Here is a 25,686-nt window from a genome sequence, read left to right on the forward strand (position 1 = left end):
TGAAGCTATGAATATCGTTAAACAAATTGAATTTAATACAATACGTTGAGTTTTTTAAAGTTTAGCTAAACGTGCCGTTGTAATTGAGGCTGCAATTAATAAACATACACTTACCCATAAACACGCACTAAGCCCATATACTTGAAAAACCCAGCCAGAAAGCACCGTACCAAGCAAACGCCCTATCGCGTTAGCCATGTAGTAAAAGCCAACGTCGAGTGATACCCCATCGTTTTTAGCAAAACTTACTATTAAGTAACTATGCAGCGATGAATTTACAGCAAATACACCACCAAAAATAAGTAAGCCGATTACAAGCGTAAAATGTACCGCTACATCAAATTGCATCAACAACGCTAAAATGCCAGTTACGCCACTTAATAGAGCAACCCACCAATATGCTTTTTTGACTGAATGTGAGTTTGAATCACTTTGCCCTGTTATACGCGGTGCTTGCGACTGCACCAATCCATAAGCAATTACCCACAAAGCCATAAAGCCGCTTACCCACCAGTGATCCCAGTTAAACTGAGCGGCTAAGTAAACCGGCAATGCAACCACAAACCATACATCGCGCGCCGCAAATAAGCATAAACGCGCTGCACTAAGTAAGTTGATTGCCCGCGATTTAGAAAATAATTCTTTAAACTTAGGTTTATTTTTAGCTTTACCAATATCGCCTTCTAGAAACACTAAGCTAATAGCCCATGCAACACTGAGTAAAGCAATTAGGCTTATTAATGCCCCCACAAAACCAAATACGGTAAGTAATAAGCCGCCTAAAAAAAAGCCTACTCCTTTTAACGCATTTTTAGAGCCTGTAAGTATGGCAACCCATTTATATAATTGGCTTTGCCCAGCATCGCCTTGTGGCACTAAATACTTAATGGCGCTTTTTGCGCTCATTTTATTTAAGTCTTTAGCTATGCCACTCAATGCTTGCGCTGCCATAACATAAGCAACGGTTAACCAATCTCCAGGCACGCAAAGCATGGCTAAAGCTACAAGTTGTAGCCCAAGCCCTACATTCATGGTTTTGTTCAACCCTAAATGCGCTCCAAGCCAACCACCTACTAAATTAGTGATCACCCCAAATATTTCATAAAACAAAAACAACATGGCTATTGCAAATGCGCCATAACCCAACTGATGAAAATACAGCACCACCAGCATGCGCAGTGCACCATCAGTTAAAGTAAATGCCCAGTAATTACCGGTAATTATTAAATATTGTTTTATAGAACTCGGTAATTTAGCCAATTGCGCAAACATAACGTTAAACCTTTTTAAACGAGATTAAACCACATCACTTTGTGCAACTTTAAGCATTAGTTCAGCGGTACGGTTTGCATAACCCCACTCGTTATCGTACCAAGCGTATAATTTAAGTTGAGTGTTGTTAATTACCATTGTTGAAAGCGCATCTATGGTGCAGCTGCGTGGATCTGTTTTGTAATCTATGGATACAAGCGGCCTTTCTTCGTAACCTAAAATGTCTTTTAGCTCGTTATTTGCAGCGTTTTTAAACCAAGCGTTTACCTCATCTTGTGTAACACCTCGCTCTAGCTCAAAAACACAATCAGTAATAGATGCATTAGTAAGAGGTACACGCACAGCATGGCCGTTCAATTTACCTTTGAGCTCAGGGAAAATATGCGTAATAGCCGTTGCACTACCGGTTGTAGTAGGAATTAAACTAGTACCACACGAACGCGCACGGCGTAAATCTTTATGAGGGGCATCAATAATAGTTTGGGTATTAGTAATGTCGTGAATAGTGGTCATTGAGCCGTGCTTAATACCTACTTTTTCTTGCAGTACTTTTACTATTGGCGCTAAACAGTTAGTTGTGCAAGAAGCGGCAGTAACAATTTTATGCTCACTTGGGTTATATAGATCATCGTTTACACCCATTACTATATTTAAAATACCGTCTTCTTTTACAGGAGCCGTTACTACAACGCGCTTAACACCTTGCGCTAAGTATTGATTTAACAGCTCGGTGGTTTTCATTTTACCGCTGGCCTCTATTACGACATCGCAATCTGACCAATCCGTTTCATTTATGGTTTTATTATTGGTTACCGCAATCGTGTGCCTACCTACACAAAAACTATTATCGTCACTAGAAACCTGTTGCGCTAAGCGCCCGTGTACCGAGTCAAACTCAATTAAATGGGCGTGGGTTTTGGCATCGCCCGCTACATCATTTACTTTAATAAACTCTATTTCTGGCCAATCAACTGCTGCACGCAGTGTTAAACGCCCCATACGACCAAAACCGTTAATACCTATTTTAATAGTCATAATTAAATACCTTTAATAAGTTAGTTACAGCAGTTAGTAATACGTTCAGGGCGGTTACCCATAACATTTAAGCGCGTTAAATCGTTTTCATAAAATGAAGGATTAGCAGTAAGCGTTTGCGTTAATACATTTTTAGCCCACTCTGGCAGGGCTTTATTAATACTGTAATAAACCCATTGGTTTTGTTTACGGTCGCTCAGCAATCCGCATTGTCTTAACTGCGCTAAATGGCGAGACACTTTAGGTTGGCTTAACTCAAGTGCAGAAACCAGTTCGCATACACATAGCTCTTCTTGATGGCTAATTAGCAGCATTGCTTTTAAACGCGTATCGTCCGCTAGGCATTTATAAAATTGAAGTGGGTTGAATTGTTCCATATTGTCCTCGCTGTGTTAGTGCACATACAATAAAACAAAAATGCAATATATGAAATAGTGAATATATGAATTTTTACATATTAAAGCAATTTTACTTTAAAACGCAAAAAAGCACACAACGACTAATTGTCGGTGTGTGCTTTTATAACTTTTTTATTTAGTTATTAAATAACTGAAAGCTCTACTTCAATGTTGCCACGTGTTGCGTTTGAATACGGACATACTTGGTGCGCTTTATCTACAAGCTCCTGCGCTGCAGCTTTATCCATATCACCTAGTGATACAGCTAGTTTTACAGAAATACCAAAACCGCCTTCAATCGCGCCAATAGACACTTGTGAGTTGATATGCGTGTCGCTTGGTAAATCTATTTTTTCACTACCTGCAACAAACTTAAGTGCGCCAATAAAACACGCTGCATAACCTGCTGCAAATAATTGCTCTGGGTTAGTGCCTTGTCCGTCATCGCCGCCCAAACCTTTAGGTGTTGATAGTTTTACATCTAAACGACCATCATCAGATTTAGCTACGCCTTCGCGGCCGCCAGTTGCAGTTGCTTTTGCTGTGTAAGCTACGTTTTGTAATACATTCATAATGAACTCCTAAGTTTAGTAATTAATTTAGTTTGCATGCAAAATAATAGAACAAGTAATTAGAGATTGCAAATACTTTGCATGCAAATTAAAATAGCATGTATCGAAATAAAGGGTAACGTTATGTCGTTTGAGCAATTAAAGTTAAAAAATCAGTTATGCCATCGTTTATACATGGCATCTAACAGCATTGCGCGTGCGTATCGCAAGCCTTTAAACGCGCTAAATTTAACTTACCCACAATACGTCGTAATGATGGCCCTGTGGGAGCAAGACGAAATAACAATTGCAGAGCTAATAGATAAAACCGCAATAGATGGCGGTGCAATGACCCAAATACTCAAAAAAATGACCGAGAAATCATTACTTGCTGTTATTAAAGATGAGCACGACAAACGCAAACGCTTGGTCCAACTCACCCAACATGGTCAATCAATTAAGTTAAAAGCAGCCGATATTCCTAAAAATATTTTATGTAAATTTGATAGTGTAGATGCAACACAAGCGAAGCAGTTGATGCAACTGCTCGATTTAGTAGTAAACGACTTAGCCGATTAGGCTCTTAATTTTTAAACAATAAACGTGTTTTAAAAGGTTTTAAAAATGACTCATATTAAAAAATTACTATTAGCTGCGGCGTGTAGCACGGCACTTTTAGGTAGCAACGCCGTATCTGCTAATACTGCTAACCAAAATGCTGATTTAAAAACAGTAGCCACTTTTGATGCGCAGCACCCACCGGGCAACATTGCTATTACCCCATCGGGCAGAAAGTTTTTATCTGTGCATGGCTTTTTTGGCCAAAAGCAAAAAATTATGGAGCTTTTAAGCGATGGTACAACTAAGCCCTACCCTAATGAAGAATGGGCATACGCGTACAATAACGGTAAAGGTTTTTACGATGTACTTGGCATAAACGTATCAAGTGATGGTGTGTTATGGATGCTCGACACTTCAGGGCCCGATCACGCTGGGCGCTTAGTAGGCTGGGATACAAACAAAGAGCAACTGCATAAAATTATTTATCTGGCTAAACCTACTATTACCGACACCTCGTTTTTAAACGATTTAGTCATCGATAATAAGCATGGCGTTGTATACATTGCCGACACAGCCCAAGGCAGCCAAGCCGCTATTATTACGGTTAACCTTAAAACAGGTGTCGCACGCAGAGTATTACAAGATAGCCATTACACCACAGCCGAAAATATAGATATGGTTATTGATGGGCGCACAATGAGCCTTGGCGGACAACCTGCCCGTTTAGGTGTAAACCCTATTACGCTTGACCCTAACGAAGACTGGCTTTACTTTGGATCTATGTCGGGCACGTCGGTTTACCGCATTGCCACCAGCGATATAAATAACGAGAGCCTTTGGGCTAAAGCACTTGAAGACAAAGTTACGCGTTACGGCACTAAACCAATTTCAGACGGTATTATTGTTGATGGCGGCGGTAACGTATATGTAACCGACATAACCAATGGCGCAATTGGCGTAGTTAAACCCACTGGCGACTACGAAGTATTATTTAAAGACGAACGTCTTAGCTGGCCTGATGGTTTTAGCTACGGAGCCGATCATAAAATATACTTTACCGTTGACGATTTACATAATTCGCCTGTACTTAATAATGGCAAAAATCAAAGCCACGGTAAGTTTAAAGTAATGTCGTTCGAGCCTTTAGTCAAAGGAAAAGTAGGCCGTTAATTTACTTTTTAAGTGAGTACATTTTTAAAAAAGCCTTGCACATTTAAGTGACCTAATAGTTGCAGGGCTTTTTGTTAAAAACACACCATACTGGTGCATCTTTTAGTAATACTTCACCTCTTTGGTGCTAATCCTTAAGTATGTATTTACACTTAAATACTAAACACCTGATTTCTATTCATAAAATATTCAAGTTAATGTTGGCATACTTCTTCCTATAAACTGATGTGTTCAGTGAAAATACCAAGGAAAAACTATGTTCAATTTATACCATACCCTTTACCTTTTATGGCGTTTAGACATTAGCGTTTGGCAAGTTAATGATCCAACAAATACCCACACTACCGCTGATAAAGAACGCGCCTATGTTAAGTAGCATCGTATTGTGTAAAGGCTTGGCATAAAGCTTAAATGTATAAACCTACTTTAGGCTAAGCTTTTGCACACTATGAAATTTATGAATAAACCTTATTTAATTACTTATTAGCCACCTAATATAAAAACGAAGCTCCCTGCAAAAAATCACACATATAAAAACATCAAAAAATTAGTAAAAACACTGCGTTTATAACTTTGCAAGCAACCCTATTGCGTTGTATTGTTGCACCCTATTGAAAATTTTTAGTTGGAACGTGTATGCACGCTTTGGAAGTTAATTTTGATGGCTTAGTTGGCCCTACTCACAACTACGCTGGTTTATCGTATGGTAATGTTGCCTCGTTAAATAACGCAGCAAGCTTTTCAAATCCTCAAGAGGCAGTGCTTCAAGGCCTTGAAAAAATGAAAGCCATGCACGACAAAGGCCTAACTCAAGGTGTATTTGCCCCTCATGCGCGCCCCGACTTAAACGTACTGCGCCGCTTAGGCTTTACCGGTAACGATGCACAAGTAATTCATAAAGCATTTAAAGCAGATCCTATTTTATTACGCGCGTGTTATTCAGCATCAGCAATGTGGACAGCCAATGCCGCTACGGTATCGCCATCTCCAGATACAACCGATGGCAAAGTACATTTTACTTCAGCTAATTTAAATAATAAGTTTCATCGTTCATTAGAGCCTGCAACCACTACACGCTTATTAAAAGCGATGTTTAACAACGACAAATACTTTGCGCACCATACCCATTTACCAGACCAAGGCTTTTTTGGCGACGAAGGTGCAGCAAACCATACTCGTTTTTGTGACAGCCACGGCGAGCAAGGCCTTGAAATGTTTGTATTTGGTGCCAGCGCGTTTAACAGCCAATTACCAAAACCAGCTAAATTTCCTGCAAGGCAAACACTCGAAGCCTCAGAAGCAATTTGCCGTTTACATAACTTAAAAGATTCAAGCCAAATTTTACTACAGCAAAATCCAGACGTAATAGACCAAGGCGTTTTTCATAACGATGTAATTGCAGTAGGTAACGCCAACGTATTACTGTGCCACCAGCAAGCATTTTTAAACCAAGCTTTGGCACTTCAAGATATTCGCGAAGCGTATGTGGGCAATAAAGAATTTTACATTATTGAAGTACCTACCGATAAAGTAAGCATTACCGACGCTGTAAGTAGTTACTTATTTAATAGCCAGCTTGTGAGCCTTGAAGATGGTTCAATGCTGTTAGTTGCACCACAAGAATGTAAACGCAACGTCGCGGTTAACGCCTACATTGAAGAAATGATTATGGCTGATAACCCCGTAAACCAAGTACAGTTTTTTGATTTACGCCAAAGTATGCAAAATGGCGGCGGCCCTGCTTGTTTGCGTTTACGTGTAGCCCTTAACGAGCAAGAACTTGCTGCAGTAAACCCAGAGGTTATTTTAACTGATACTAAATACACACAACTGTGTGACTGGGCAAAACGTAACTACCGCGACAAATTAGGCGCAAGTGACTTTGCAGACTCAGCCCTACTCACCGAAAGCTACCAAGCACTTGATGAGCTCACACAACTACTTAATTTAGGCTCAGTGTACGACTTTCAACTAGAAGGTTAATACCTCAGTTAACACAAAGGCTAATACTACGGCTAATATAAAAATAGCGAGCCAAGGCTCGCTATTTTTATTTGTGCTTATGTTTATGTTAATACATATTTAAGCATCTTTGTTAACAGTTATTGCCGACGCCATAGACTCAGATATATGCAGCGTACGCTGCGGAAATGGAATACTCAGCCCAGCGCCTTCAATAGCTTCTTTAACACGCTTATTTAAATCCCACACGGTTTGCCAATAATCACCATTAACAGCCCACGCACGTAACTGAATGTTTACTGCGCTTTCGCCTATTGATGTCACCATTACTTTAGGTGCAGGCTCTGCGAGTAATCGGCTCTCTGATGCGGCTAATTCTTTAAGTACATTTAAGCCAACGTCAATAGAGTCGGCATACGAAATACCCACCACTATATCCATTCGTCTTTTGCCATTACGGGTAAAGTTTTTAATATTGCCACCCCATACTTTGCCGTTAGGCGATGCTATATAAAGACCGTCGGTGGTTTTAAAAATAGTGGTAAACAGGTTTATTTCATTCACAGTACCAAGCGTGCCACTGGCATCAACAAAGTCGCCTATTTTAAAAGGTCTGAGTATTAGCAGCATAATACCCGCAGCAATATTGCTCAGCGTATTTTTAAGGGCTAAACCAATCGCTAAACCAGCAGCACCCATTAGCGCAATTAAACTGGCCGTGTTTACGCCAAAAATATCTAAAATAAATAGACCCCCAATTATATAAACTAAATAACCAGCAATACTCGATAAAAGAGGAAGCAGCGTACTATCCACTCTTTTTAACGGGGATTTAGAGTTTTTAATCGCTTTTTTAACCGAGCGTGCAATTAAGGCACTCGCAACTAAAATCACCAACGCTAAAATCACCTTGTAACCTAAAGTGATGATTGTTTCTGAATGGCTTTGCCAAAACGCTAAGAGTTTATCTTTCATGTTTGTTCCGATAAATGTGGCTGAAACTCAGCAAAATAATGGTTAAATCTAATAAAACCGACTTCAAAAGAAGTGGCGCGAGTATATAGAATAAAAAATTTAAACCTATCTTTTTTAATCACTTATTTCAATTTTAATAACGGCTTAAAAAACATGATGATTAAAGTACAAAACACAGCTATTTATCGCTAATTTATAGCGGCTATTCAATGTAGGTTAATCGTTTATTGTTATGGTGATTTTAAGTTTTTAACGTTCATTAAAGAGGTTACCTATGGCAAAAGAAAAAATAGTACTCATAACCGGCGCTTCTAGTGGCATTGGTGAAGCAACGGCAAAAACCTTAGTAAACAACGGTCATAAAGTTATATTAACCGCCCGTAGAGAAGAGCAACTTAACCAACTTGTTGCCGAGCTAGGATCAGATAACGCACTGAGCGTAGCCGCAGATGCAACCGACTTTACCGCGCTTGAAAACGTAGTTACCAAAGGCATTGAAAAGTTTGGCCGATTAGATGTAGCCTTTGCTAACGCGGGTATGGGTGTTTCAACCGCAGGCACCGAAAAAGGTGACCCCGATGAGTGGTCAACCATGATCGATATAAACATTAAAGCCCTACTGTGGACTGCTAAACTAACACTGCCGCATTTACGCCAAAACAAAGGTCACTTTATATTAACCAGCTCTGCCGCTGGCCGTAAGCCAATTGGCGGCTCTATTTACGGTGCAACTAAATGGTTTGCTTATGGCTTTGGACAAAACTTAGCTGAGGAAATGAGCGAGTGGAGCGGCCGCTGCACAACCATAGCACCAGGGATGGTAAACACCCCGTTTTTTGATGAAGCTAAACCCGACAAACTCGACCCGCAAGATGTAGCCGACGCCGTACTGTTTGCTATTGAAGCAAACCAGCGCAACAGCGTACGCGAAATTTATTTAATGCCGACTAATTAAAACGTTAATTGGTAGAGTTTGACTGTCAGGTTTAATGCTAATGGTGTCAAACCTGATGGTTGCTTGCGTTAAATATAGGTAGATGTTCGCAAGTAAAATAGGGCGAAGGCAATGGGTGTTTAAAGGCTTGTTAGCTTTACCCTGGAAACAACTCTATACCTACTTTACTACTAGAATTACGTAAACTTTGATTAAAAGTATGGATAGTTATTTTCATATCAGGGTATATATCTGTCAAATGCTTTAACAATTTGGACATGTAACCATTATTTCTATATTTAGGCTCGGTATAGCAAACCCAAATAAAAATACCTTCCTCTTCCTCAACTTCATACATTAAGTATGATTTATCAGAGATTGATAAGACCTGATAAGGGTAGGAAGGATAATACGAGAAATTATTATAATTTAGATAAAAACTTTTAAACTTATAAGTGCGAGTTGCCTTATCAGTTTTCCAATCTATATCTGTTTCATTATCGATAAATTCTGTTGCATCACAATCATATGTATACTCGGCAAAATCTGAATGCGACTTATAAAACTCAATTAAATTATCTTGTTGAATCACGCTTACATCCTCGTTGTAAAGCTAACGCCCAAATAATGTGCAAATATAAGTTGGTTAAAATAAGCGACGCAGGAGCAAAAACCAACTGTTATTTGTCCTGATTAATTTGCATGTTAGCTTTCGTTTTTAGCCCAGACTCTTATTAAATAGGAAAAATCAATGCAAGTATTAAATATACGTTGAGACTTTTCTTCAAGCTCAGCCAGATTAAGATTAATACTTTTATTGTTAGCCGCGGTAATTTTAAAAACTAAATATTCACCCGACATATCGGCGAATATTGGATTGTGAGCGACTAAATTTCTAAACTTAGTATCTAATCTGATTTGCTCAAACAAACCCGAAGCATATTGGTTTTCACCACATTCGCTGTTGTATAACTCTTCGACTTTGTTTAGACGTTCTTTAAACTCTGCTTTGAAATATTTAGTTCTTGAAAGCTTTTGCTCGTACTTAAGAAGTAATTCACCCTCAATACGAGATAAAGACATTACTAACTTTCCAACTGCTGATTCCCATCTGCCGAAATCTAATTCATCATCCATGGTCGCCTCGAAAGCTAACGCTTATATAAGCGGAAAATTAAAGTTGGCTATAATGTTTGAAATTAGGAATTGACACCATAGTCACTTGTTATGTGTTTTTACTCTGATCTTGTTTGAGGATTTTCAGCAGCAAATCCATTCTGCGATTTGTCTTTTTACTTTCAGCCGTAACCATGCCTTGTACAAAAGACGAAGCAAAGAAAATAACACACATTATTTGAAATAACTCAGCTTCAATTGTGAAGAAACTATTTGCAATCAGTAGTAAGCCAAATGGCGCAATAATAGAGAGAAAATCTTTAAGTCTCCAATCATTTGAACCAAGCTTATCAAATTCTTCTTTATACTTTTGAAGGTCAGAAATACGTTCTAATTCTATCTTCGCCTCTACCATTTTTACGTCATCATTATCCATTGAAATCACCATACTCCTGAAACACATAACGAGACTGTAGAATAACTCCAACAGCCAAATTCAATTAAAAAACGAGTTCCTGTAATTAACTCTAAGCGCTTTTATAGCATTAGGTAGTGCGTTTGGAACCCATAAAACAAGTTGTTTTTCTTAAAAAAGAGTAATTCTACAGCCTCAACGCCGTTTTAAGCGGCAAATAGCTGTTGGCTAAAATAAGTGAGGCACGAACAAAAAGCCAACTGTAATTTGTCCGACTTGAAAACTCTTGTTATGTGACTGTTAACCTGAACCACCTTTAACTAAAGGTCTCATAATCACTGTTTGAGATGATTGACATTCCCCACAACATATATTCAATTGTTGCTCAAATTTAAGATCTTTAAATACGTTTAAAGGTATGTCTAGATCCTTTTTACAATCTAGGCATGAAAACTTAATAATGCGTCGTGTGATTTCATGATCATTGTTTTTTTCAGGTTCAATAAGATAACTTTCATTACACTTTGGGTTAATGCAGTTTGCAACGACTTGAGACGTTAGCAGCTTAACTGGTTTTTTAATTAAAGTTTCGCAAGCGCAACAGTTGAAAGAAAACTCTTTTCCTAATGAACCACCCATTAGTAAATTTCCATCTTTTAATTCTGACAAATAAGAAAGAAAATCTGTTATTTTCTTTCTTATTTTATCCTTGTCTCCGTAAATACTGATATCACCTGAGTCAATAGTCGGGACAGGTATGTGAAGGGCTACATTTGAAAGCCCGTGCCAAAAACTGTGTAACTTATTCAAATTTATTGCAGATTGGCTACCAATTGGAGTGTAGTTAATTGATTCGTATTCTTCTTTATTAATAGGTGATTTTCCACTTAGCGGTTCAGTTGATATAGATAACGTAAAGCCTTTGTTAATACTTTCATTAATCTCTTCGGACACCTGTTGTACAACATGTTTTGGTTGCCAGTTTTTAAGATCTTCAATAGAAAGGTATGAATACGAAAGCTTAAAGCGTTCATAGCATAAATACTCAATTGTTAACCTTCCTTCAAGAGCAGCGTAAGTTAAACTTTCTTTTGTATTTTCTCGTAATAGAGATTGAATTACTTCTATACGTTTAGGAATATCAAGCAAGTCTCTGAACTCCGATTAAGTCACATAACAATTTAGTCTACGACATTTGTCGTTTTACAAACCGACAAATGTCTTTATATTACAATGACTTTATCCTAGCTATAAAATAAACAACTGTAAACAGTTAGTTAGATTCGCCTTACCTTTTCTAAATGTAGCAAAACCCCAAAATGGTGGAGATCAGTAATATCAGACAAATCGTTGTTTAGTTATACAGCTTGATTATTAGTTAAAAGGTTATATTTTAAATATCTGTGTTTAAACCAATAACGCGTACACCCCATAACCCTTAAACTTGTAACTCGTTATTACTTATAAAAGTAGTTAAAAATCACAATCCACTTTTATTGAATCCTGTGTATTTTTACTCCATATTAAATACTCTTATTTCTCACTTACATACCTAGAGTGTTGCATGAATGGGTTATGGATCTTAAACCGCGTTAACACCCTACGATGAATTGACGTATTTAATAGCCTTAAAACGAAGAGGCTCAGCAGTTTTAAAATTTGCAATTAATAGCTGATTTTACTAGTTATCCACCTCATAGCGTGTTGTTATATTTATTAGAACGGTAACTCATCACCATTAAAACTATAAAGCTTTCCCGTATTATCAATAGATAAATTCAGAATAACGTTCATAATCCCAAGAGCCGAGTCTACAACATTTTCACTTGCTGTAGAGCCACCCATATCGGTTTGAACCCAACCGGGGTGAACAGCTACCACAGCCACATTATCATTAACAAGTTCTTGTGATAAGTTCACTACTAGCATATTGGCAGCGGCTTTAGACATTCGATAACCATACCAATCCACACTTTGTTCTAGCGACAAAGATCCCATAGCAGAAGAAATAACGGCTATCTTACATAAGCGTTTTTTATTTATTAAAGGTAAAAAGCAATGAGTTAAATATAGTGGTCCAAGTGAATTCACCTTAAAACACATTTCAGCATTAGCGTAATTAATAGTATGGATACTTGTGTTTTCTCGATCCAAATATCCCGCATTATTTACTATTAAATCTAATTTAATATTTTCCTCATTAAGTTTACTTGCCAACGTCTTAATTTTTTCAGGGCAAGTGATATCCATTAGTTCAATAGACAATTTATTTGGAAACTTATCTTTCAATGAAACTAGACCAACCGCCGTTTCTAGATTTCTACAGGTAGCAATTACTGTCCATCCATTTATAAGGTATTGTTTGGCTAATTCGAAACCGATTCCCCTATTAGCACCCGTTATTAATACAACTAAGTTACTCATTGTTTATACCTATAAATCTTACAATTTAGTCTACGACATTTGTCACCTAAAAAACGATAAATATCCTTATATTACAATGGTTTTACCCTAGCTATAAAATAAGTATTTGTAAACAGTTAGTTCAGTCTCAACTTTTCTAAATGCAGCAAAAACCCCAAATGATGGAGGTCAGTAATATCAGGCAAATTGCTGTTTAGTTGCACAGCTTGATTATTAGTTAAGTGGTTATAGTTAAGTGGTTATATTTAAATACCTGTGTTTAAACCAATAACGCGTTCACCCTATAACCCTTATACTTGTAACTCGTTATTACTTATAAAATCAGTTAAAAATCACAATCTACTCCTATTGAATCCTCTGTATTTTTACTTCATATTAAATACTCTTATTTCTCACTTATTATGCTGTTATGTCATTTTTAAAATTTAGCCATGCACTTATTTTTACCCTTGCGAGTACCTTACCGCTTACAAGCCATGCTGCGCTTGATAAAAATGAGCGTGAAATAGTAAAACAGGTCGATAAAAACATTCCCCAAGCACTTAAAGAAATAGAGCAAGCCGTAAATATTAATAGCGGTTCGCTCAATATTGAAGGTGTAAAAAAAGTAGGTGCGCTTACAAGCGAGCAACTTAAGGCCATTGGTTTTAAAGTAGAATGGCTGGATGGCAGTGCGTTTAACCGCGCAGGGCATGTACTGGCAACACATGAAAGTAAAAACCCCGATGCAATAAAAATACTGATGATCGGCCATCTAGATACGGTATTTGCCAAAAACGATAACTTTACTACCTACAAACAACTTGATGCCGATACAGCCAGTGGCCCAGGCGTTGCCGATATGAAAGGCGGTAACACGATAATAATTACCGCACTTAAAAGCTTACAAGCCCTTAATTTACTCGAAAATGTAAGCATAAAAGTATTATTGACTGGCGATGAAGAAAGCAGCGGTCGCCCACTTAGCTTATCTAAACAAGCTATTGTTGATGCAGCAATTTGGGCTGACGTAGCGCTTGGTTATGAAAATGGCGATAACAATATAAAAACAGCTATGGCGGCGCGCCGTGGCTATACCGGCTGGACGCTAAACGTAGCGGCAAATGCAGCGCATTCGTCACAAATATTTAGCGAAAGCGTTGGTTATGGCGCTATTTACGAAGCATCACGCATTTTAAATGATTTTAGAGAGCAACTTGCCACGCAACCTAATTTAACATTTAACCCAGGGCTTATTGTAGGTGGTACAAATGCCGACTACGACAGTGCTAATTCGTCAGCAACGACGTTTGGTAAAAGTAATGTAATAGCACAAACCGTGCATGTAGCAGGTGATTTACGCGCACTTTCGCCAAAGCAATTCGAAAACGCAAAAAGGTCAATGCAACTCATTGCTAGCAACAGTTTAAATGGCAGTAAAGCAGAGCTTATTTTTGAAGACGGTTACCCGCCAATGGCATTAACTGATGGCAATAAAAAGCTATTAGAATTATACAGCGACGCAAGCCACGATTTAGGCTTCAACAAAGTAGTAGCCGCCAACCCTCGCAATGCAGGTGCTGCTGATATTTCGTTTGCCGCAAACCATGTTGATATGGCACTTGATGGTTTAGGCTTGATGGGCAACGGCGCGCATACTAAAAACGAAACAGCCGATTTAACCAGCCTTGATAAAAACATTAAAAAAACTGCATTACTCATTTATAGATTAGGAAAACTGTAATAGTAAATGTATTTTAAAGATGAGCGTAGGCCAAATAATCACCGTCCTACGCTTGTACTTACTTTTAAGACATTATTTTAAACAATAATTCTCGCACTGTGGCCGGTTCAAACGGTTTATCACAAATAGCATCAACTCCCGCTTGAGCTATATTTGCTAGGTGCGTTTCGTTTGCCTCTGAGCTCACCATTAAAATAGGAATATGTGAGTAACTATTTGAGCTTCTAACGGCTTCTGTTAGTTCTCGTCCGTCCATTTCTGGCATATTGTAGTCGGTTACAATTAAGTCAAACGATTGGTTATTTAAGTGCTCAATAGCTTCTTTACCGTTTTCAGCTTCTATTGGTGCAGGTATTCCCATACCCGCAAGTACGCGTATTATGTGTTTACGCGCAAAGCGGCTGTCGTCTACCACTAAAACTCGCAGCAACGTTACGTCAAAATGATCAAGTTCGACTTCTTCTTCGCTTATAATATCGAGGGTTGCTTTGAGTGCCCGGGTAATGGCTTTTGCGCTAAAAGGCTTAGGCAAAATAGCCAGCACACCTGATTGGCGTAATTGCTCAAGGTATTTTTTATTACGCTCGCTCGATATAAGCATAAAAGGTTGATGCTCGGTGATAAGGTTTGATCTTATTTCTTGCAATAGTGAGTCGGCTGTCCCGTCAGATAAATACATAGAGCTTATAACTAGATCAGGGTGATAACTTGCTAATAAGCTAAGCGCTTGTGTTTGTGTAGATGCAGTTTCAACTTGTTTTACACCACTTTCTAAAAGCGATTTTATTATTATTTTTTGCTGAACCTCTGAAGGCTCTACAAGTAAAATGGACAAGTTTGCTATTGCAGTTAAGTCGCTCATTCAGATCTCTTTAGTATTATTATAATCAGGATAATAATAACATTTTTGACTCGTTAATATTATATAAAGAGATTGTAATATTTAAGAAAACATTATCAATCCCTTTAAAATATAGCACTTCTTAATTAGATTGAATGTAATCTAATGCATTCATTTTTTTATATGTGACGTTAGCGTGCAAAATATGTGCAGGCTCAGGGTCAACCACTTCAACAGGAATGTCGTAATTTCGGGCTATTTCAATTGCCATTTGCGTAATATTAACGCTAAACGAGGTGCCCATAAATACAATTTTATCGGCGTTGATCATACGCTGTTGTGCTTCTGTTATTCTGTAAAGCTCGGTGTAGTATTCGTCAAATAATAAAACAAAGGGCTTAAATGAATGGTTTAGTTCAGGCGTTTGGTGTTGAATATTAAATAGCTCAAAAAGAGACTCTTGCAGGCGGCTTTCGTCTACGCTATCCCACGGGGTGGCAAGTGGCGTGACTGGCTCCCCTTGCTCATGAAATAAGGTCATTTGATCAAGCCTGCCGTGTATAGCTATGTAATTTTTGTTACCCGCTTTGCCATCAAGCCCATCTATGTTTTGAGTAATTAGGTTTTTGTCACTTAGCCAATGGTGTACGTCGTTTGGGCCATGGTTACGATACGTTGCAAAGCGATGGTAATACCATGCTAAAAACTCTTTTGGGGCGTTTTGGTACATTGCGCGTGTTGCCATTTCCATAGGCGTATAATTTTTACTGCCAATGGTCCAATAACCATCCTCCCCTCTAAAGGTGGGAATACCACTGGCAGCGCTGACTCCCGCTCCGGTAATGTAAAGGGTATTCACTTTGGCGCCTCGTAACCGAGTACGTTAGCGCTTACTTGCTGACTGTTATCAATGCCGCCAATTCGATATAAAACCCCACTGTGCTCAAGTAAACCACGATGATCCATGCTCTTTACTTCAACAGGGGATAAAATCTGCCATTCGTTTTTTTCGATACTAAAGCGCCAAACATGGTCACTTGCAGGTGCAGGTTTGCCGTCGTAACCTATTGCGCTGTAGTTGTATGGGTTATTAGAGCCTGCCATCATATAAATATTACCATTATAGCTGGTGGCTGCCATTCGGTAGTGAGCAGTGCCCGTTGGATGTGGCAAGGTACGCCAATCTATTTTTTGTGGGTTAGTTGAATCTATTGTGCCTTTTAAGCACTGTGCTACACCTGCAAACGAGCGACGCGAATAAGGATTAGCTTGTGTTTTAACGCCATCACAAATAACAATGGTGTTAGCACTAATAGCAGCGGCTTGGCCAAATACAGGCTCACCTAAAAATGGCGAGGCTTGTTGCCATGTATTATTTTGCGTGTCGTATACTTGCACTAAGTTTACGTTGCCGTCGTTATGCCAACCGCTAATTAGATAAATGTAACGCGCTTTGTAGCTCAGCGCGACGCTATCGTCTACGGGTACTGGCATGCTCGCAAGATGAGTGTAGGTATCTTTTATTACGTCGTACTTATATACGTCGGGGCTTGAAACTTCAGTATGATCCTCTGCTACCGTATAGCCGCCAAACACATAGGCGTACTCGCCTAAGCCGACTGCGGTGCTTGCTAAGCGCCCTTTTAATGGCAAGCTTGAAGGCACACCAGTTTTAGATTGCCACTGTGAATCGCCAACTTTAAGCGCCCACACTTTGTTATGTACGGACGAGTATTGTTTATCGCCCCCCAGCCCCATAAAGCTTAAAAAATAGGTTTGGTTTTGTACTGTAACTTTAGCCACAGCATTATTAGCAACTGGCTCTGGTAAAGCGGGAAGGCTTGCTAACGCAAGAGAAAAAAGAAGGCTCATAAGGCAAATAATTTAATAAGAATTAATACGCTCAGATTAAATTATTTTAACCTTGTGAGCCAGTATTGTTATATCTAAATAATCAAACGCTTTTGATTAGTAACCATATTAGTAGGCAATACCAATATGCTGATTTACGTGCGCTGCATTTTGCGCTTCATCAACCATTGCGGTTGCATAATCAGTGACCTATACCTTGCTTTCGCCTGCATCATTAGCAAAAAATGTATTACTGCCGATACGGTAATCGCCTTCATTATCATCTGGACATAATTTGTGGGCAGCCTATTTATCAAGGAACTACCAACAAACTGTTGTAAGAGCATTTATAGATTTTTTAGCGCAGCACTGGCAAACCGATATTAAAAATATGTCGGCAAGTAAGGCATTGTAGTCAAGGGCGCTGTGATAATTGTTTAACCTAAGGTGATAGTTCAGCTTAGTTATTGAGGTAAATAGGTTACGTTATCTAAGCCTCGTTGCTTATTTTTGTACATAGCTTGATCAGCATACTTTATGAGTTCGTGATCTGTTTGGCCATGTTCGGGGTAGTTTGCAATCCCTATACTGGGTGAAATATTTAGTAATACGTCATCTAACTTAAAGACGGCTTTAAACTCAGTGAGGACTTTATTTTTTATTCTGACGGTTTCGTGGCTAGAACTTAAGTTATCTAAAATAATTAAAAATTCGTCTCCGCCTAAACGCCCTACTGTGTCGTAATGCCTTACTGACGCTGAAAGCCTTTTAGCTATAGCGCATAAAAGCTTATCGCCAATTTCGTGTCCGTGAGTATCGTTTACTGCTTTAAAGCCATTTATGTCTATAAACAGTAAAGAAAAAAACGTGTTGTTTGTAGTTGCACTAATAATTACTTTTTCTAATCGATTCATCAATAAAGATCGATTTGGTAGGCCAGTTAACACATCGTGCCGTGCCATATAATGGAGTTGATCTTCCATTACTTTACGTTCAGTTATATCGTGCGCGACAGCAATTCTTACTTGATGTTGCTCTGACCAACGAACAGACCATAGTATATGAACTACTTGACCATCTTTTCTCATCCAACGGTTTTCAAAGCGAGGGTTCACCATTTCGCCAGACAACAGCGAAGTTACGGCATTATGCGTTTTATAATGATCACCTTCGTAAACGTAATTAATCATTTTTGTGCCAACAACTTCATCGGCCGTATAACCAAATATTTGCTCAAATGCTGCGCTTACAAAAACAAATGTGCCTTGTTTATCTACCACGCATACGGCATCAAGCATTAAATTGAGTACTTCTTCTACATTAATTAATTCATTTTTTTCCATACTTTGGTGCCTTCAAAGCAAAACCAAGCGAATTTAAGTATTCTATATACCTTTAATAAAAGCAAAGGTAATTGAAACTACAATAATAGTTAATACAAAGTTAGATTAATCGTGCACGTATAATTAATAGTGCCCTTGTAAAAGCATGAAATGCAAAGTTAAATAATCAATAAGCGCAAAATACTTTGAAGTCCTTCAAAAATAGACTAAATTTTAAATAGTATATAATCATATAACTCTCAGTAACTTCTATTTTTTGACTCTTTAATAAATGTAATTGTATAAAATTTATCTACTTTATTTTTTTAAATTTTACTGTTTTATTGGCCAAAGTTAAATTTTTTAACTACTACAAAATTAGTTGTTTTGATTTAATCGCATTTATACTTTTACGCTGTTAATGTATGTTAATATTGTGTGATATCACATGTATTACAAAAACAGTCATTGTTTTTGATTTTTTGATTGCGCAGGAGATTTTTGGGTGAAAATATCACAACGTTTATTTTGGCCATTACTTTTTGTGTGCCCTCTTGTAATGGCTGAGCCGTTTGAAGATGAAGACCTCGATCTTGATGCTTTAATGGGTATGGATGTGCAAGCAACTTCTGCGATGAAAAGAGCACAATCAGCATTTGATACCGCTTCATCTATTTATGTATTAAGTAAAGAACAAATTACTAAATCTGGTGCTACATCAGTACCTGAAGCACTAAAAATGGTGCCGGGTTTAATTGTTCGTCAGCTCGATAACAATCAATGGGCTATTTCCTCAAGAGGCATTGCCTCTCGCTTTTCAAGCAAATTATTGGTTATGATTGACGGACAAAGCTTATATACCCCAAAGTTTGCCGCTGTTTATTGGGAAACACTCAACGTTCCTTTGTACGATATTGAACGTATTGAAGTTATACGCGGACAAGGCGGATTACTTTGGGGAAGTAACGCAAATAATGGCGTTATTAATATCATTACTAAAAATAGTATTGATACTCGCGGTGGATACGCAAGTGTAACAACTGGTAATCAAATAAATGTTGATGCTAATCTTCGCTACGGTGGTGATATAAGTAACATAGGCAGCTACCGTGTGTATGGGCACTTAAAAGATGCTAATGAATCAAAAAAAGGGATCTCACTTCCCCCTAATGACACAACCAAACAAAACTCTTTAGGTTTTAGAGCTGACTTTACCCCTAATGATGAGTGGTCTGCGCTACTTCAGGGTGATGTAACTCATTCCACACTTGGCCAAAACTACCGAGGTGTTGTCGATGAAACCAACGAAAACATTTCATTTTCAGATGATTTAAAGCGAACAGACTCGCGCATAATGGCGCGCCTTGAAAACAGAATGTCGCCAGATGCCAATCAAATGCTACAAATTTCTTGGCTTAAACAAAATGGCTCTCAAAATTATATTAAAGAAGACTTTGAATCGATAGATATTGATTATCAAATGAACTTTATATATCAATCTCTACAGTTAGATTGGGGGTTGAACTACCGGTATAACTCTATCTCTTTCGCAGAAAGTGTATTTTTAGATAGCGATAAAAACTTTGATAGCCTCAAACAATATGGTGCACTTGTTCAAGCTCAATACAATGTGACTCCTGACACTCTCGACTTTATTATTGGTACTAAGCTTGATCATAACGATTTAACTGGCTGGGAAAATCAACCATCAGCAAGACTTATATACAAACCAGTAGATAACCACCTTACTTGGGGCGCAATATCGCGAAGTGTCCGTACACCAACATTAATTGAGTTTAACGACAACTTTAAAGTTAATGGTACAGAAATTAAAGATCTTACCGGTTTAAGTTCAGGCTTTGACCAAATAGACGACTACCGGATTGCAACCTACCTAAATGGTAATGACAAAGTTAAATCAGAAAACTATCTATCTTATGAATTAGGCTACCGTTTTACTGCTAACGATTGGTCATTAGATCTTTCTACTTATTATACCGATGCTAAAAACGTAGCGGTTATTGATATGAATACGCATGCTGAACAATTCACTCCTATACTTAATTTATTTCTAGCAGGGAAAATTCCAGAAGTATTTCAAGCACTAACAATGACTCGTATAGATTTAGACTTTGCATCTGTAGCAGACACAACCACTAAAGGGTTCGACTTAGTAGTATCATGGCAACCAATTGATAATCTCAATACTGAGTTTGGTTATAGTTACACCGATTATAACTACGATTTACCTCCTAGAGTAGAGCCCGCTATCGGGTATGACTCTAAAAACAGGCAGTTATTTGCAAAAGCCGATTATTCTTTTTTAACCAACCATAATGTGTTTGCGACATTACGAGCAGTAAACTCAAATGCATATAATACTGATAATTACACAACGCTAGATATTAGTTGGAATTGGCAGGCTACTCCTGTGTGGTCTACTGCAGTTTCGGGTAAAAACCTATTTTCAGGTTCACATATTGAGTACAGTAATACGCGCGAAACCTATACATTACCAAACTATATTGATGAATGTATTACGTTTACAATTTCAGCAAATTTCTAAGCTAATTAGATGATTAAATTAAGAAGTCTAATTCACAGAAGCTTAATAGCCTTGGTACTTTTAAGTACCAGCGTTGACGCTGTTGAAAAAGAATACATGCTAAAAGCAGGCTTCTTGTATAACTTTGCACGTTTTGGACACTGGGATTCTCATTTAGAACCCCTTGATCAATTTACTATTTGTAGCCCTGATAAATACTTTATTGATGTGGCTAACACCGCTCTAAAAAATCGCACTATAAAAAAATTACCTTTGCATAATAAATTAGTCACTCTTGATGAAGTCACAACATCTGCGTGTAATATGCTATTTATCACCTCAGATACATTTGCTCAGTGGCAAAACATAACTCCTTTAGATCTAAAAAATATTATGGTCATTGGTGAAACAGACTCATTTATTGAAAATGGCGGCCATATCAGATTCTTTCTTTCCAGTGGTAAAATTCGCTTTGAAATTGCACCACAACAGCTTAAAGATGCAGGCATTACTATGAGTTCAAAAGTACTACGACTTGCACGCGTTGTAGATAGGTAATGCAATGAAAAAACTATTTGCATTAAATACAATGAGCAAAAAATTATTATTTATCTTAATGAGTGTCGCACTTGTATCTACCGCAATAGTGACAATTGTATTTAGTGCTTATGAGATCAGCAGCGCTAAAGAGGAACAAATAGAAAGCTTAGGGTCGCTGTCTAAAATGCTTTCACCCAATATAACTACTGCACTTATGTTTAATGATATAGATGCGGTACAAGAGCTTATAAACCCAATACTTATACGCTCAGATGTTATTAGTATAATGGTAACGAGTATGACTGGTGAACAACTTGTTATTGCTCAAGCCGAAAATGAAGAAATAGAACAAAGCATTGAAGTTAATACTTTACTTCAACTTGATATGTATAATTATGGTGTATTAAAGATACGTGCTAACGACAGCTATATTAAAGAAAGAATCACTTTTTATACCAAGTTTATAATGATCCTGATGGTATTTACCTTTGCGGTTAGTCTTATTTTGTCGCTTTTATTAAGACGTAAATTTTTAAACCCAATTTTATATTTAGCACAAACAGCCAGTAAAATAACCACATCACATGACTATAGTTTACGCGCAGAACAACTATCACAAGATGAAGTAGGACAGTTAACATCTTGTTTTAACGATATGTTATACAACATTGAGCAAAGAGAAAGTTCATTAGAAAACCAAGTTAGGCTTCGTACTAATGAACTTGAAAATGCAAATATTCAGTTGCAACAATATGCTTACCAAGACGGGTTAACCGATTTACCAAATAGACGGTATTTTTACGAGAAACTACAAAGCTTAGTAAGCGTTGAAGGAATGAAATTCGTACTTATATTTATAGATTTAGATGGTTTTAAAGAAGTAAACGACAGCCTTGGGCATGACTACGGTGATTTATTATTACATCAGGTAGCAACGAGGCTGCAAAGCTGTATAACAACAAAAGATACAGTAGCACGCTTAGGTGGAGACGAATTTACATTAATTTTAGAGGGTGTAAGTAGCCCTGATGAAGCATCAAAAATTGCCAAAGCTGTAAAAAGTAGTTTAATGCAGAGCATTAAAATAAAAAAAGAAACAGTCTATGTTACCGCAAGCATAGGTTTAACATTTTTCCCTACTGATGGTTTAACAGTAGAAGAGCTCGTTAGACGTGCTGATCAAGCGATGTATTTATCTAAAAATAAAGGGCGGAATCGCTATGAGTTTTTCTCCTATGCTATCGAAGAAAAAGCCACAGAAAAGCGTCGCCTGATAGAAGAGATACGCACTGCAATTGTAAAAAAACAATTTGAATTATATTACCAACCTATATTTTCAATTGATGGGAAATCAGTACCAAAAGCTGAAGCCCTTATTCGTTGGAACCACCCTGAACGAGGCCTAATAGGGCCAAACGAATTTATACCTATCGCTGAAAAAAACGGATTAATAAACGACATAGGCCAATGGGTAAAATCTCAAGCAATTCAAGATACCGTCCAATTCAATGTTTTAAGTGAAAAGCCAATTCAAGTCAGTGTAAATACATCACCTCTTGAAATTGACCGCGCTGGTTGCTGGGTAGATGAATGGATTGTTGCAAGTAAAAAGTACCAACTACCCGCCAACACTATTTTAATTGAAGTCACTGAAAATACCTTAATGGATCCAGATTCGTCAATACAGCGACAATTAAAACGCTTAAGCACTATTAATATAGACATAGCGATTGACGACTTTGGTGTTGGTTATTCTTCTTTGGCGTATTTACAGCGCTTAGATATAGATATTTTAAAAATAGATCGTTCATTTATAAGCGATATTGAATCAAACGATAATAGTATTGCTCTTGTGAAGGCTATTATCACTATGGCTCATAACCTAGATGTAATGGTGGTAGCGGAAGGTGTTGAAACACAAAAGCAGTATGACCTATTAAAGCTGCTTGCTTGCGATTATATTCAAGGCTACATTTTTTCAAAGGCAATTACTAAACAAGAGTTTATAGAAAAGTATATAATACCGATCCGCAATAATACTTAATCATTTTGCGGGGCTAAATGTGTCGCTACCTGTGTTAAAAAATTCTCATTTAGAACAACTAAATAGCAAATTTTTTGCCTAGCTATCAACACGTTTTTCCATCCTCAAAATAGATCACTTAATTAAGCGAATTGGTATAAAACAAAAAGAAGTGATCTGATTTATGTCCATCTTGCTGGATTTTAGCAATTCAACACAGAGCACCCACTAACTCTTCAATTAAAATTCATATATTCAAAGCTTAATCCCAAGCTATAACCAGCGAGGGACTAGTTGCTTATACTCTTTATATTGTGTTGAAAAGCGATGAGCTAAATGAGCTTCTTCAACTAACGTCTGTCTATATATAGCTATAAAACCAATAACCAAACAGGTCAAACTAAATATACTAGGTAAGGCTAAAAAGAAACCCACCTGTGCAGCTACAACACCTAAATACATCGGATTCCTAGAGTATTCATATAGTCCTGATGTTTTAAGCTCATGCGGCCCCTTAGGATCAATTCCTGAACGCCAAAGTGCTGCCATATGAAAATGTACAAACATCGTCAAAATAAAACCTGCACTCAATAAAATATCGCCAAATAATACACCTGGCCAGCCATTGAGAATTGGGAATAACCCAAGGTAGCTATCTAACTCAGGTACAAACACTCTAATTACACATATAAACCAAATAGCAGCCCTGAAAAACTTAAAAACCATATGGTTCCACCAACTAGTACAAAACTTATCTCCGGGATAAATAACGCCTGATGGTGTGTCTCTATTTTTATAAATAATTCTAAATGTATAAAACCCCGCAACAAAAGTATAAAAAATAGCTAAGTAAATACGTGTAAATTCAACTAGCGAAGTAGAGTCATCTAAAAATGTTTCATAGGGCATCTAGTTACAGCTCACAATCATTATTGGTAGTAATTTTAAAACAACTAACTCAATAAATTTTAGTTATAAGGTCATGAAATTATATTAGTATTCATTGCCTCCATAAACAAGTTAAGTCAGAGGTTTGTTAACGAGTAATCATTAACTCATACCATTAATTTAAAATAACTTTGATTTATGAGGATCTCATACTTTTTATATAATACCAATCTGCTTATATATTTGAATTGATATTATTCACTCATATTTTTACATTCTATATATGCAAAAAAAACGACTATTTAGGTTAGGACTTTCTTTAATTTGAAGCTTTGTACAGTGCAATAGTACCCTCAGCGTTAGGAAGTCACAGTGAAAGACGACACTCGCATCGGCGATGCCACTTTAACTCGTTAAATTAAGTAGATTATTCATTGAGAGACGCTTCGCCATAGCGGATTACCTGAATCACTTTTCTAAAAATGTAAAAAGCCCAGCTCGTTAGTTTCGGGAGCTCTACAACTTAATGCTTGTGTGATGTCATGATACCTTCAGCGGTGGAGAGTCACGTAGCAAATGCTACTGTATTGGCCGACTAAGATATTGAGGGATTTTGTTGTGATTTTAGCGTCAGGAATCGCTGCGCTCGCCCGCCCTACGTGATAGGTCTTGATGTGTGTGCATTAATTGCGCATATTTCACTTTTCTGCAGACGTAAAAAAGCCCGAATCGTTAGATTCGGGCTTTCTACAATTTGAAGCCTGGTAATGTCCTACTTTCACATAGCAAATGCTACACTATCATCGGCGCTGTTTCGTTTCACTACTGAGTTCGGCATGGAATCAGGTGGGTCCAAAACGCTATTGTCACCAAGCAAATTAGGTGCAAAGAATCAATGACAAGCACGTAGTGCTACCATTTTCTTTGCGCAAGGTGCCTCAACTTTAACGCTATGCGCTAAGAGTCACCTCTTGAATTTGGAAAATATCTGATAATATTTTTTAAGTCTTTCTAAGTAATATCTACTTTAGTTATATTAACTTCTTCGCGTGTTTCACTATCACATAAAACGCGTTTGGCGTTGTATGGTTAAGCCTCACGGGTAATTAGTACAAGTTAGCTTAATGGCTCACACCACTT

At 37.6% G+C, this 25,686-nt stretch carries 23 protein-coding genes and 1 rRNA gene; 8 read left to right on the forward strand and 16 right to left on the reverse strand.

What is annotated here, in order from left to right; genetic code table 11:
• Positions 1 to 54: 54 nt before the first annotated feature.
• The 4 genes from arsJ to I6F42_RS11580 all read right to left on the reverse strand — a co-directional run bounded on the left by arsJ (position 55) and on the right by I6F42_RS11580 (position 3,277).
• Positions 55 to 1,272, reverse strand: a complete 1,218-nt coding sequence (gene arsJ, locus I6F42_RS11565) for an organoarsenical effux MFS transporter ArsJ (RefSeq protein ID WP_197152223.1) — start codon at positions 1,270 to 1,272, stop codon at positions 55 to 57.
• Between the two features lie 24 nt (positions 1,273 to 1,296).
• Positions 1,297 to 2,307: an ArsJ-associated glyceraldehyde-3-phosphate dehydrogenase gene (locus tag I6F42_RS11570; RefSeq protein WP_197152224.1), complete on the reverse strand. Its 1,011-nt coding sequence runs from the start codon at positions 2,305 to 2,307 to the stop codon at positions 1,297 to 1,299.
• A gap of 20 nt (positions 2,308 to 2,327) precedes the next feature.
• Complete coding sequence (locus I6F42_RS11575) at positions 2,328 to 2,684, reverse strand: metalloregulator ArsR/SmtB family transcription factor (RefSeq protein ID WP_197152225.1); 357 nt, start codon at positions 2,682 to 2,684, stop codon at positions 2,328 to 2,330.
• 164 nt (positions 2,685 to 2,848) lie between these two features.
• Positions 2,849 to 3,277, reverse strand: a complete 429-nt coding sequence (locus tag I6F42_RS11580) for an organic hydroperoxide resistance protein (RefSeq protein ID WP_197152226.1) — start codon at positions 3,275 to 3,277, stop codon at positions 2,849 to 2,851.
• 123 nt (positions 3,278 to 3,400) lie between these two features.
• Between I6F42_RS11580 and I6F42_RS11585 the strand changes: the two genes are divergently transcribed.
• From I6F42_RS11585 to astB, 3 genes are all read left to right on the forward strand, one after another.
• Positions 3,401 to 3,835 carry a MarR family winged helix-turn-helix transcriptional regulator gene (locus I6F42_RS11585; RefSeq protein WP_197152227.1) on the forward strand — a complete coding sequence of 145 codons (435 nt, stop codon included), beginning with the start codon at positions 3,401 to 3,403 and terminating at the stop codon, positions 3,833 to 3,835.
• 45 nt (positions 3,836 to 3,880) lie between these two features.
• A complete protein-coding gene (locus I6F42_RS11590; RefSeq protein WP_197152228.1) occupies positions 3,881 to 4,987 on the forward strand; it encodes an L-dopachrome tautomerase-related protein in 1,107 nt (368 codons plus the stop codon).
• A 636-nt stretch (positions 4,988 to 5,623) separates the two neighbouring features.
• Entirely contained in the window at positions 5,624 to 6,970 is a 1,347-nt protein-coding gene (gene astB / locus I6F42_RS11595) for an N-succinylarginine dihydrolase (RefSeq protein WP_039486553.1), read from the forward strand.
• Positions 6,971 to 7,069: 99 nt separating this feature from the next.
• On the opposite strand, the gene I6F42_RS11600 is transcribed toward astB, so the two are convergent.
• A complete protein-coding gene (locus I6F42_RS11600) occupies positions 7,070 to 7,924 on the reverse strand; it encodes a mechanosensitive ion channel family protein (RefSeq protein ID WP_010553540.1) in 855 nt (284 codons plus the stop codon).
• Between the two features lie 274 nt (positions 7,925 to 8,198).
• Between I6F42_RS11600 and I6F42_RS11605 the strand changes: the two genes are divergently transcribed.
• Positions 8,199 to 8,879, forward strand: a complete 681-nt coding sequence (locus I6F42_RS11605) for an SDR family oxidoreductase (RefSeq protein WP_197152229.1) — start codon at positions 8,199 to 8,201, stop codon at positions 8,877 to 8,879.
• 136 nt (positions 8,880 to 9,015) lie between these two features.
• Here I6F42_RS11605 and I6F42_RS20370 read toward each other — a convergent pair whose 3' ends face one another.
• The 5 genes from I6F42_RS20370 to I6F42_RS11630 all read right to left on the reverse strand — a co-directional run bounded on the left by I6F42_RS20370 (position 9,016) and on the right by I6F42_RS11630 (position 12,813).
• Complete coding sequence (locus I6F42_RS20370; protein ID WP_188160954.1) at positions 9,016 to 9,450, reverse strand: GNAT family N-acetyltransferase; 435 nt, start codon at positions 9,448 to 9,450, stop codon at positions 9,016 to 9,018.
• Between the two features lie 113 nt (positions 9,451 to 9,563).
• On the reverse strand, positions 9,564 to 9,995 hold the full coding sequence (locus I6F42_RS11615) for a hypothetical protein (protein ID WP_010553535.1): 432 nt from the start codon (positions 9,993 to 9,995) through the stop codon (positions 9,564 to 9,566).
• A gap of 88 nt (positions 9,996 to 10,083) precedes the next feature.
• Positions 10,084 to 10,410: a hypothetical protein gene (locus tag I6F42_RS11620; RefSeq protein ID WP_010553534.1), complete on the reverse strand. Its 327-nt coding sequence runs from the start codon at positions 10,408 to 10,410 to the stop codon at positions 10,084 to 10,086.
• Positions 10,411 to 10,689: 279 nt separating this feature from the next.
• A complete protein-coding gene (locus I6F42_RS11625; protein ID WP_197152230.1) occupies positions 10,690 to 11,538 on the reverse strand; it encodes a hypothetical protein in 849 nt (282 codons plus the stop codon).
• Between the two features lie 567 nt (positions 11,539 to 12,105).
• A complete protein-coding gene (locus I6F42_RS11630; RefSeq protein WP_010553532.1) occupies positions 12,106 to 12,813 on the reverse strand; it encodes an SDR family oxidoreductase in 708 nt (235 codons plus the stop codon).
• A 409-nt stretch (positions 12,814 to 13,222) separates the two neighbouring features.
• On the opposite strand from I6F42_RS11630, the gene I6F42_RS11635 reads away from it, so the two are divergent.
• Complete coding sequence (locus I6F42_RS11635; RefSeq protein WP_010553531.1) at positions 13,223 to 14,536, forward strand: M20/M25/M40 family metallo-hydrolase; 1,314 nt, start codon at positions 13,223 to 13,225, stop codon at positions 14,534 to 14,536.
• 64 nt (positions 14,537 to 14,600) lie between these two features.
• Here the strand turns inward: I6F42_RS11635 and I6F42_RS11640 are convergent, their stop codons facing one another.
• The 4 genes from I6F42_RS11640 to I6F42_RS11655 all read right to left on the reverse strand — a co-directional run bounded on the left by I6F42_RS11640 (position 14,601) and on the right by I6F42_RS11655 (position 18,571).
• A complete protein-coding gene (locus I6F42_RS11640) occupies positions 14,601 to 15,398 on the reverse strand; it encodes a response regulator (protein ID WP_010553530.1) in 798 nt (265 codons plus the stop codon).
• Positions 15,399 to 15,519: 121 nt separating this feature from the next.
• On the reverse strand, positions 15,520 to 16,236 hold the full coding sequence (locus I6F42_RS11645) for a Sir2 family NAD-dependent protein deacetylase (protein ID WP_010553529.1): 717 nt from the start codon (positions 16,234 to 16,236) through the stop codon (positions 15,520 to 15,522).
• Positions 16,233 to 17,249: a kelch repeat-containing protein gene (locus tag I6F42_RS11650; RefSeq protein ID WP_197152231.1), complete on the reverse strand. Its 1,017-nt coding sequence runs from the start codon at positions 17,247 to 17,249 to the stop codon at positions 16,233 to 16,235. The genes I6F42_RS11645 and I6F42_RS11650 overlap by 4 nt, the downstream gene beginning before the upstream one ends.
• Before the next feature lie 443 nt (positions 17,250 to 17,692).
• Positions 17,693 to 18,571, reverse strand: coding sequence for a sensor domain-containing diguanylate cyclase (locus I6F42_RS11655; RefSeq protein WP_010553526.1), 879 nt, complete (start codon positions 18,569 to 18,571; stop codon positions 17,693 to 17,695).
• 484 nt (positions 18,572 to 19,055) lie between these two features.
• Between I6F42_RS11655 and I6F42_RS11660 the strand changes: the two genes are divergently transcribed.
• The 3 genes from I6F42_RS11660 to I6F42_RS11670 are packed head-to-tail and all read left to right on the forward strand — an operon-like array spanning position 19,056 to position 23,679.
• Complete coding sequence (locus I6F42_RS11660) at positions 19,056 to 21,116, forward strand: TonB-dependent receptor domain-containing protein (RefSeq protein WP_197152232.1); 2,061 nt, start codon at positions 19,056 to 19,058, stop codon at positions 21,114 to 21,116.
• Between the two features lie 9 nt (positions 21,117 to 21,125).
• A complete protein-coding gene (locus I6F42_RS11665) occupies positions 21,126 to 21,653 on the forward strand; it encodes a YfiR family protein (protein WP_010553524.1) in 528 nt (175 codons plus the stop codon).
• Between the two features lie 4 nt (positions 21,654 to 21,657).
• Positions 21,658 to 23,679 (forward strand): EAL domain-containing protein, encoded by a 2,022-nt coding sequence (locus tag I6F42_RS11670; protein WP_197152234.1) that lies wholly within the window; start codon positions 21,658 to 21,660, stop codon positions 23,677 to 23,679.
• Between the two features lie 252 nt (positions 23,680 to 23,931).
• On the opposite strand, the gene I6F42_RS11675 is transcribed toward I6F42_RS11670, so the two are convergent.
• Both I6F42_RS11675 and rrf read right to left on the reverse strand, forming a co-directional pair.
• On the reverse strand, positions 23,932 to 24,567 hold the full coding sequence (locus I6F42_RS11675) for an isoprenylcysteine carboxylmethyltransferase family protein (protein WP_010553522.1): 636 nt from the start codon (positions 24,565 to 24,567) through the stop codon (positions 23,932 to 23,934).
• A gap of 738 nt (positions 24,568 to 25,305) precedes the next feature.
• Positions 25,306 to 25,420: ribosomal RNA gene (gene rrf, locus I6F42_RS11680) — 5S ribosomal RNA — on the reverse strand.
• Positions 25,421 to 25,686: the final 266 nt, after the last annotated feature.

Source organism: Pseudoalteromonas sp. SWYJZ12, from assembly GCF_015864395.1.
Classification (GTDB): Bacteria; Pseudomonadota; Gammaproteobacteria; order Enterobacterales; family Alteromonadaceae; genus Pseudoalteromonas; species Pseudoalteromonas arctica.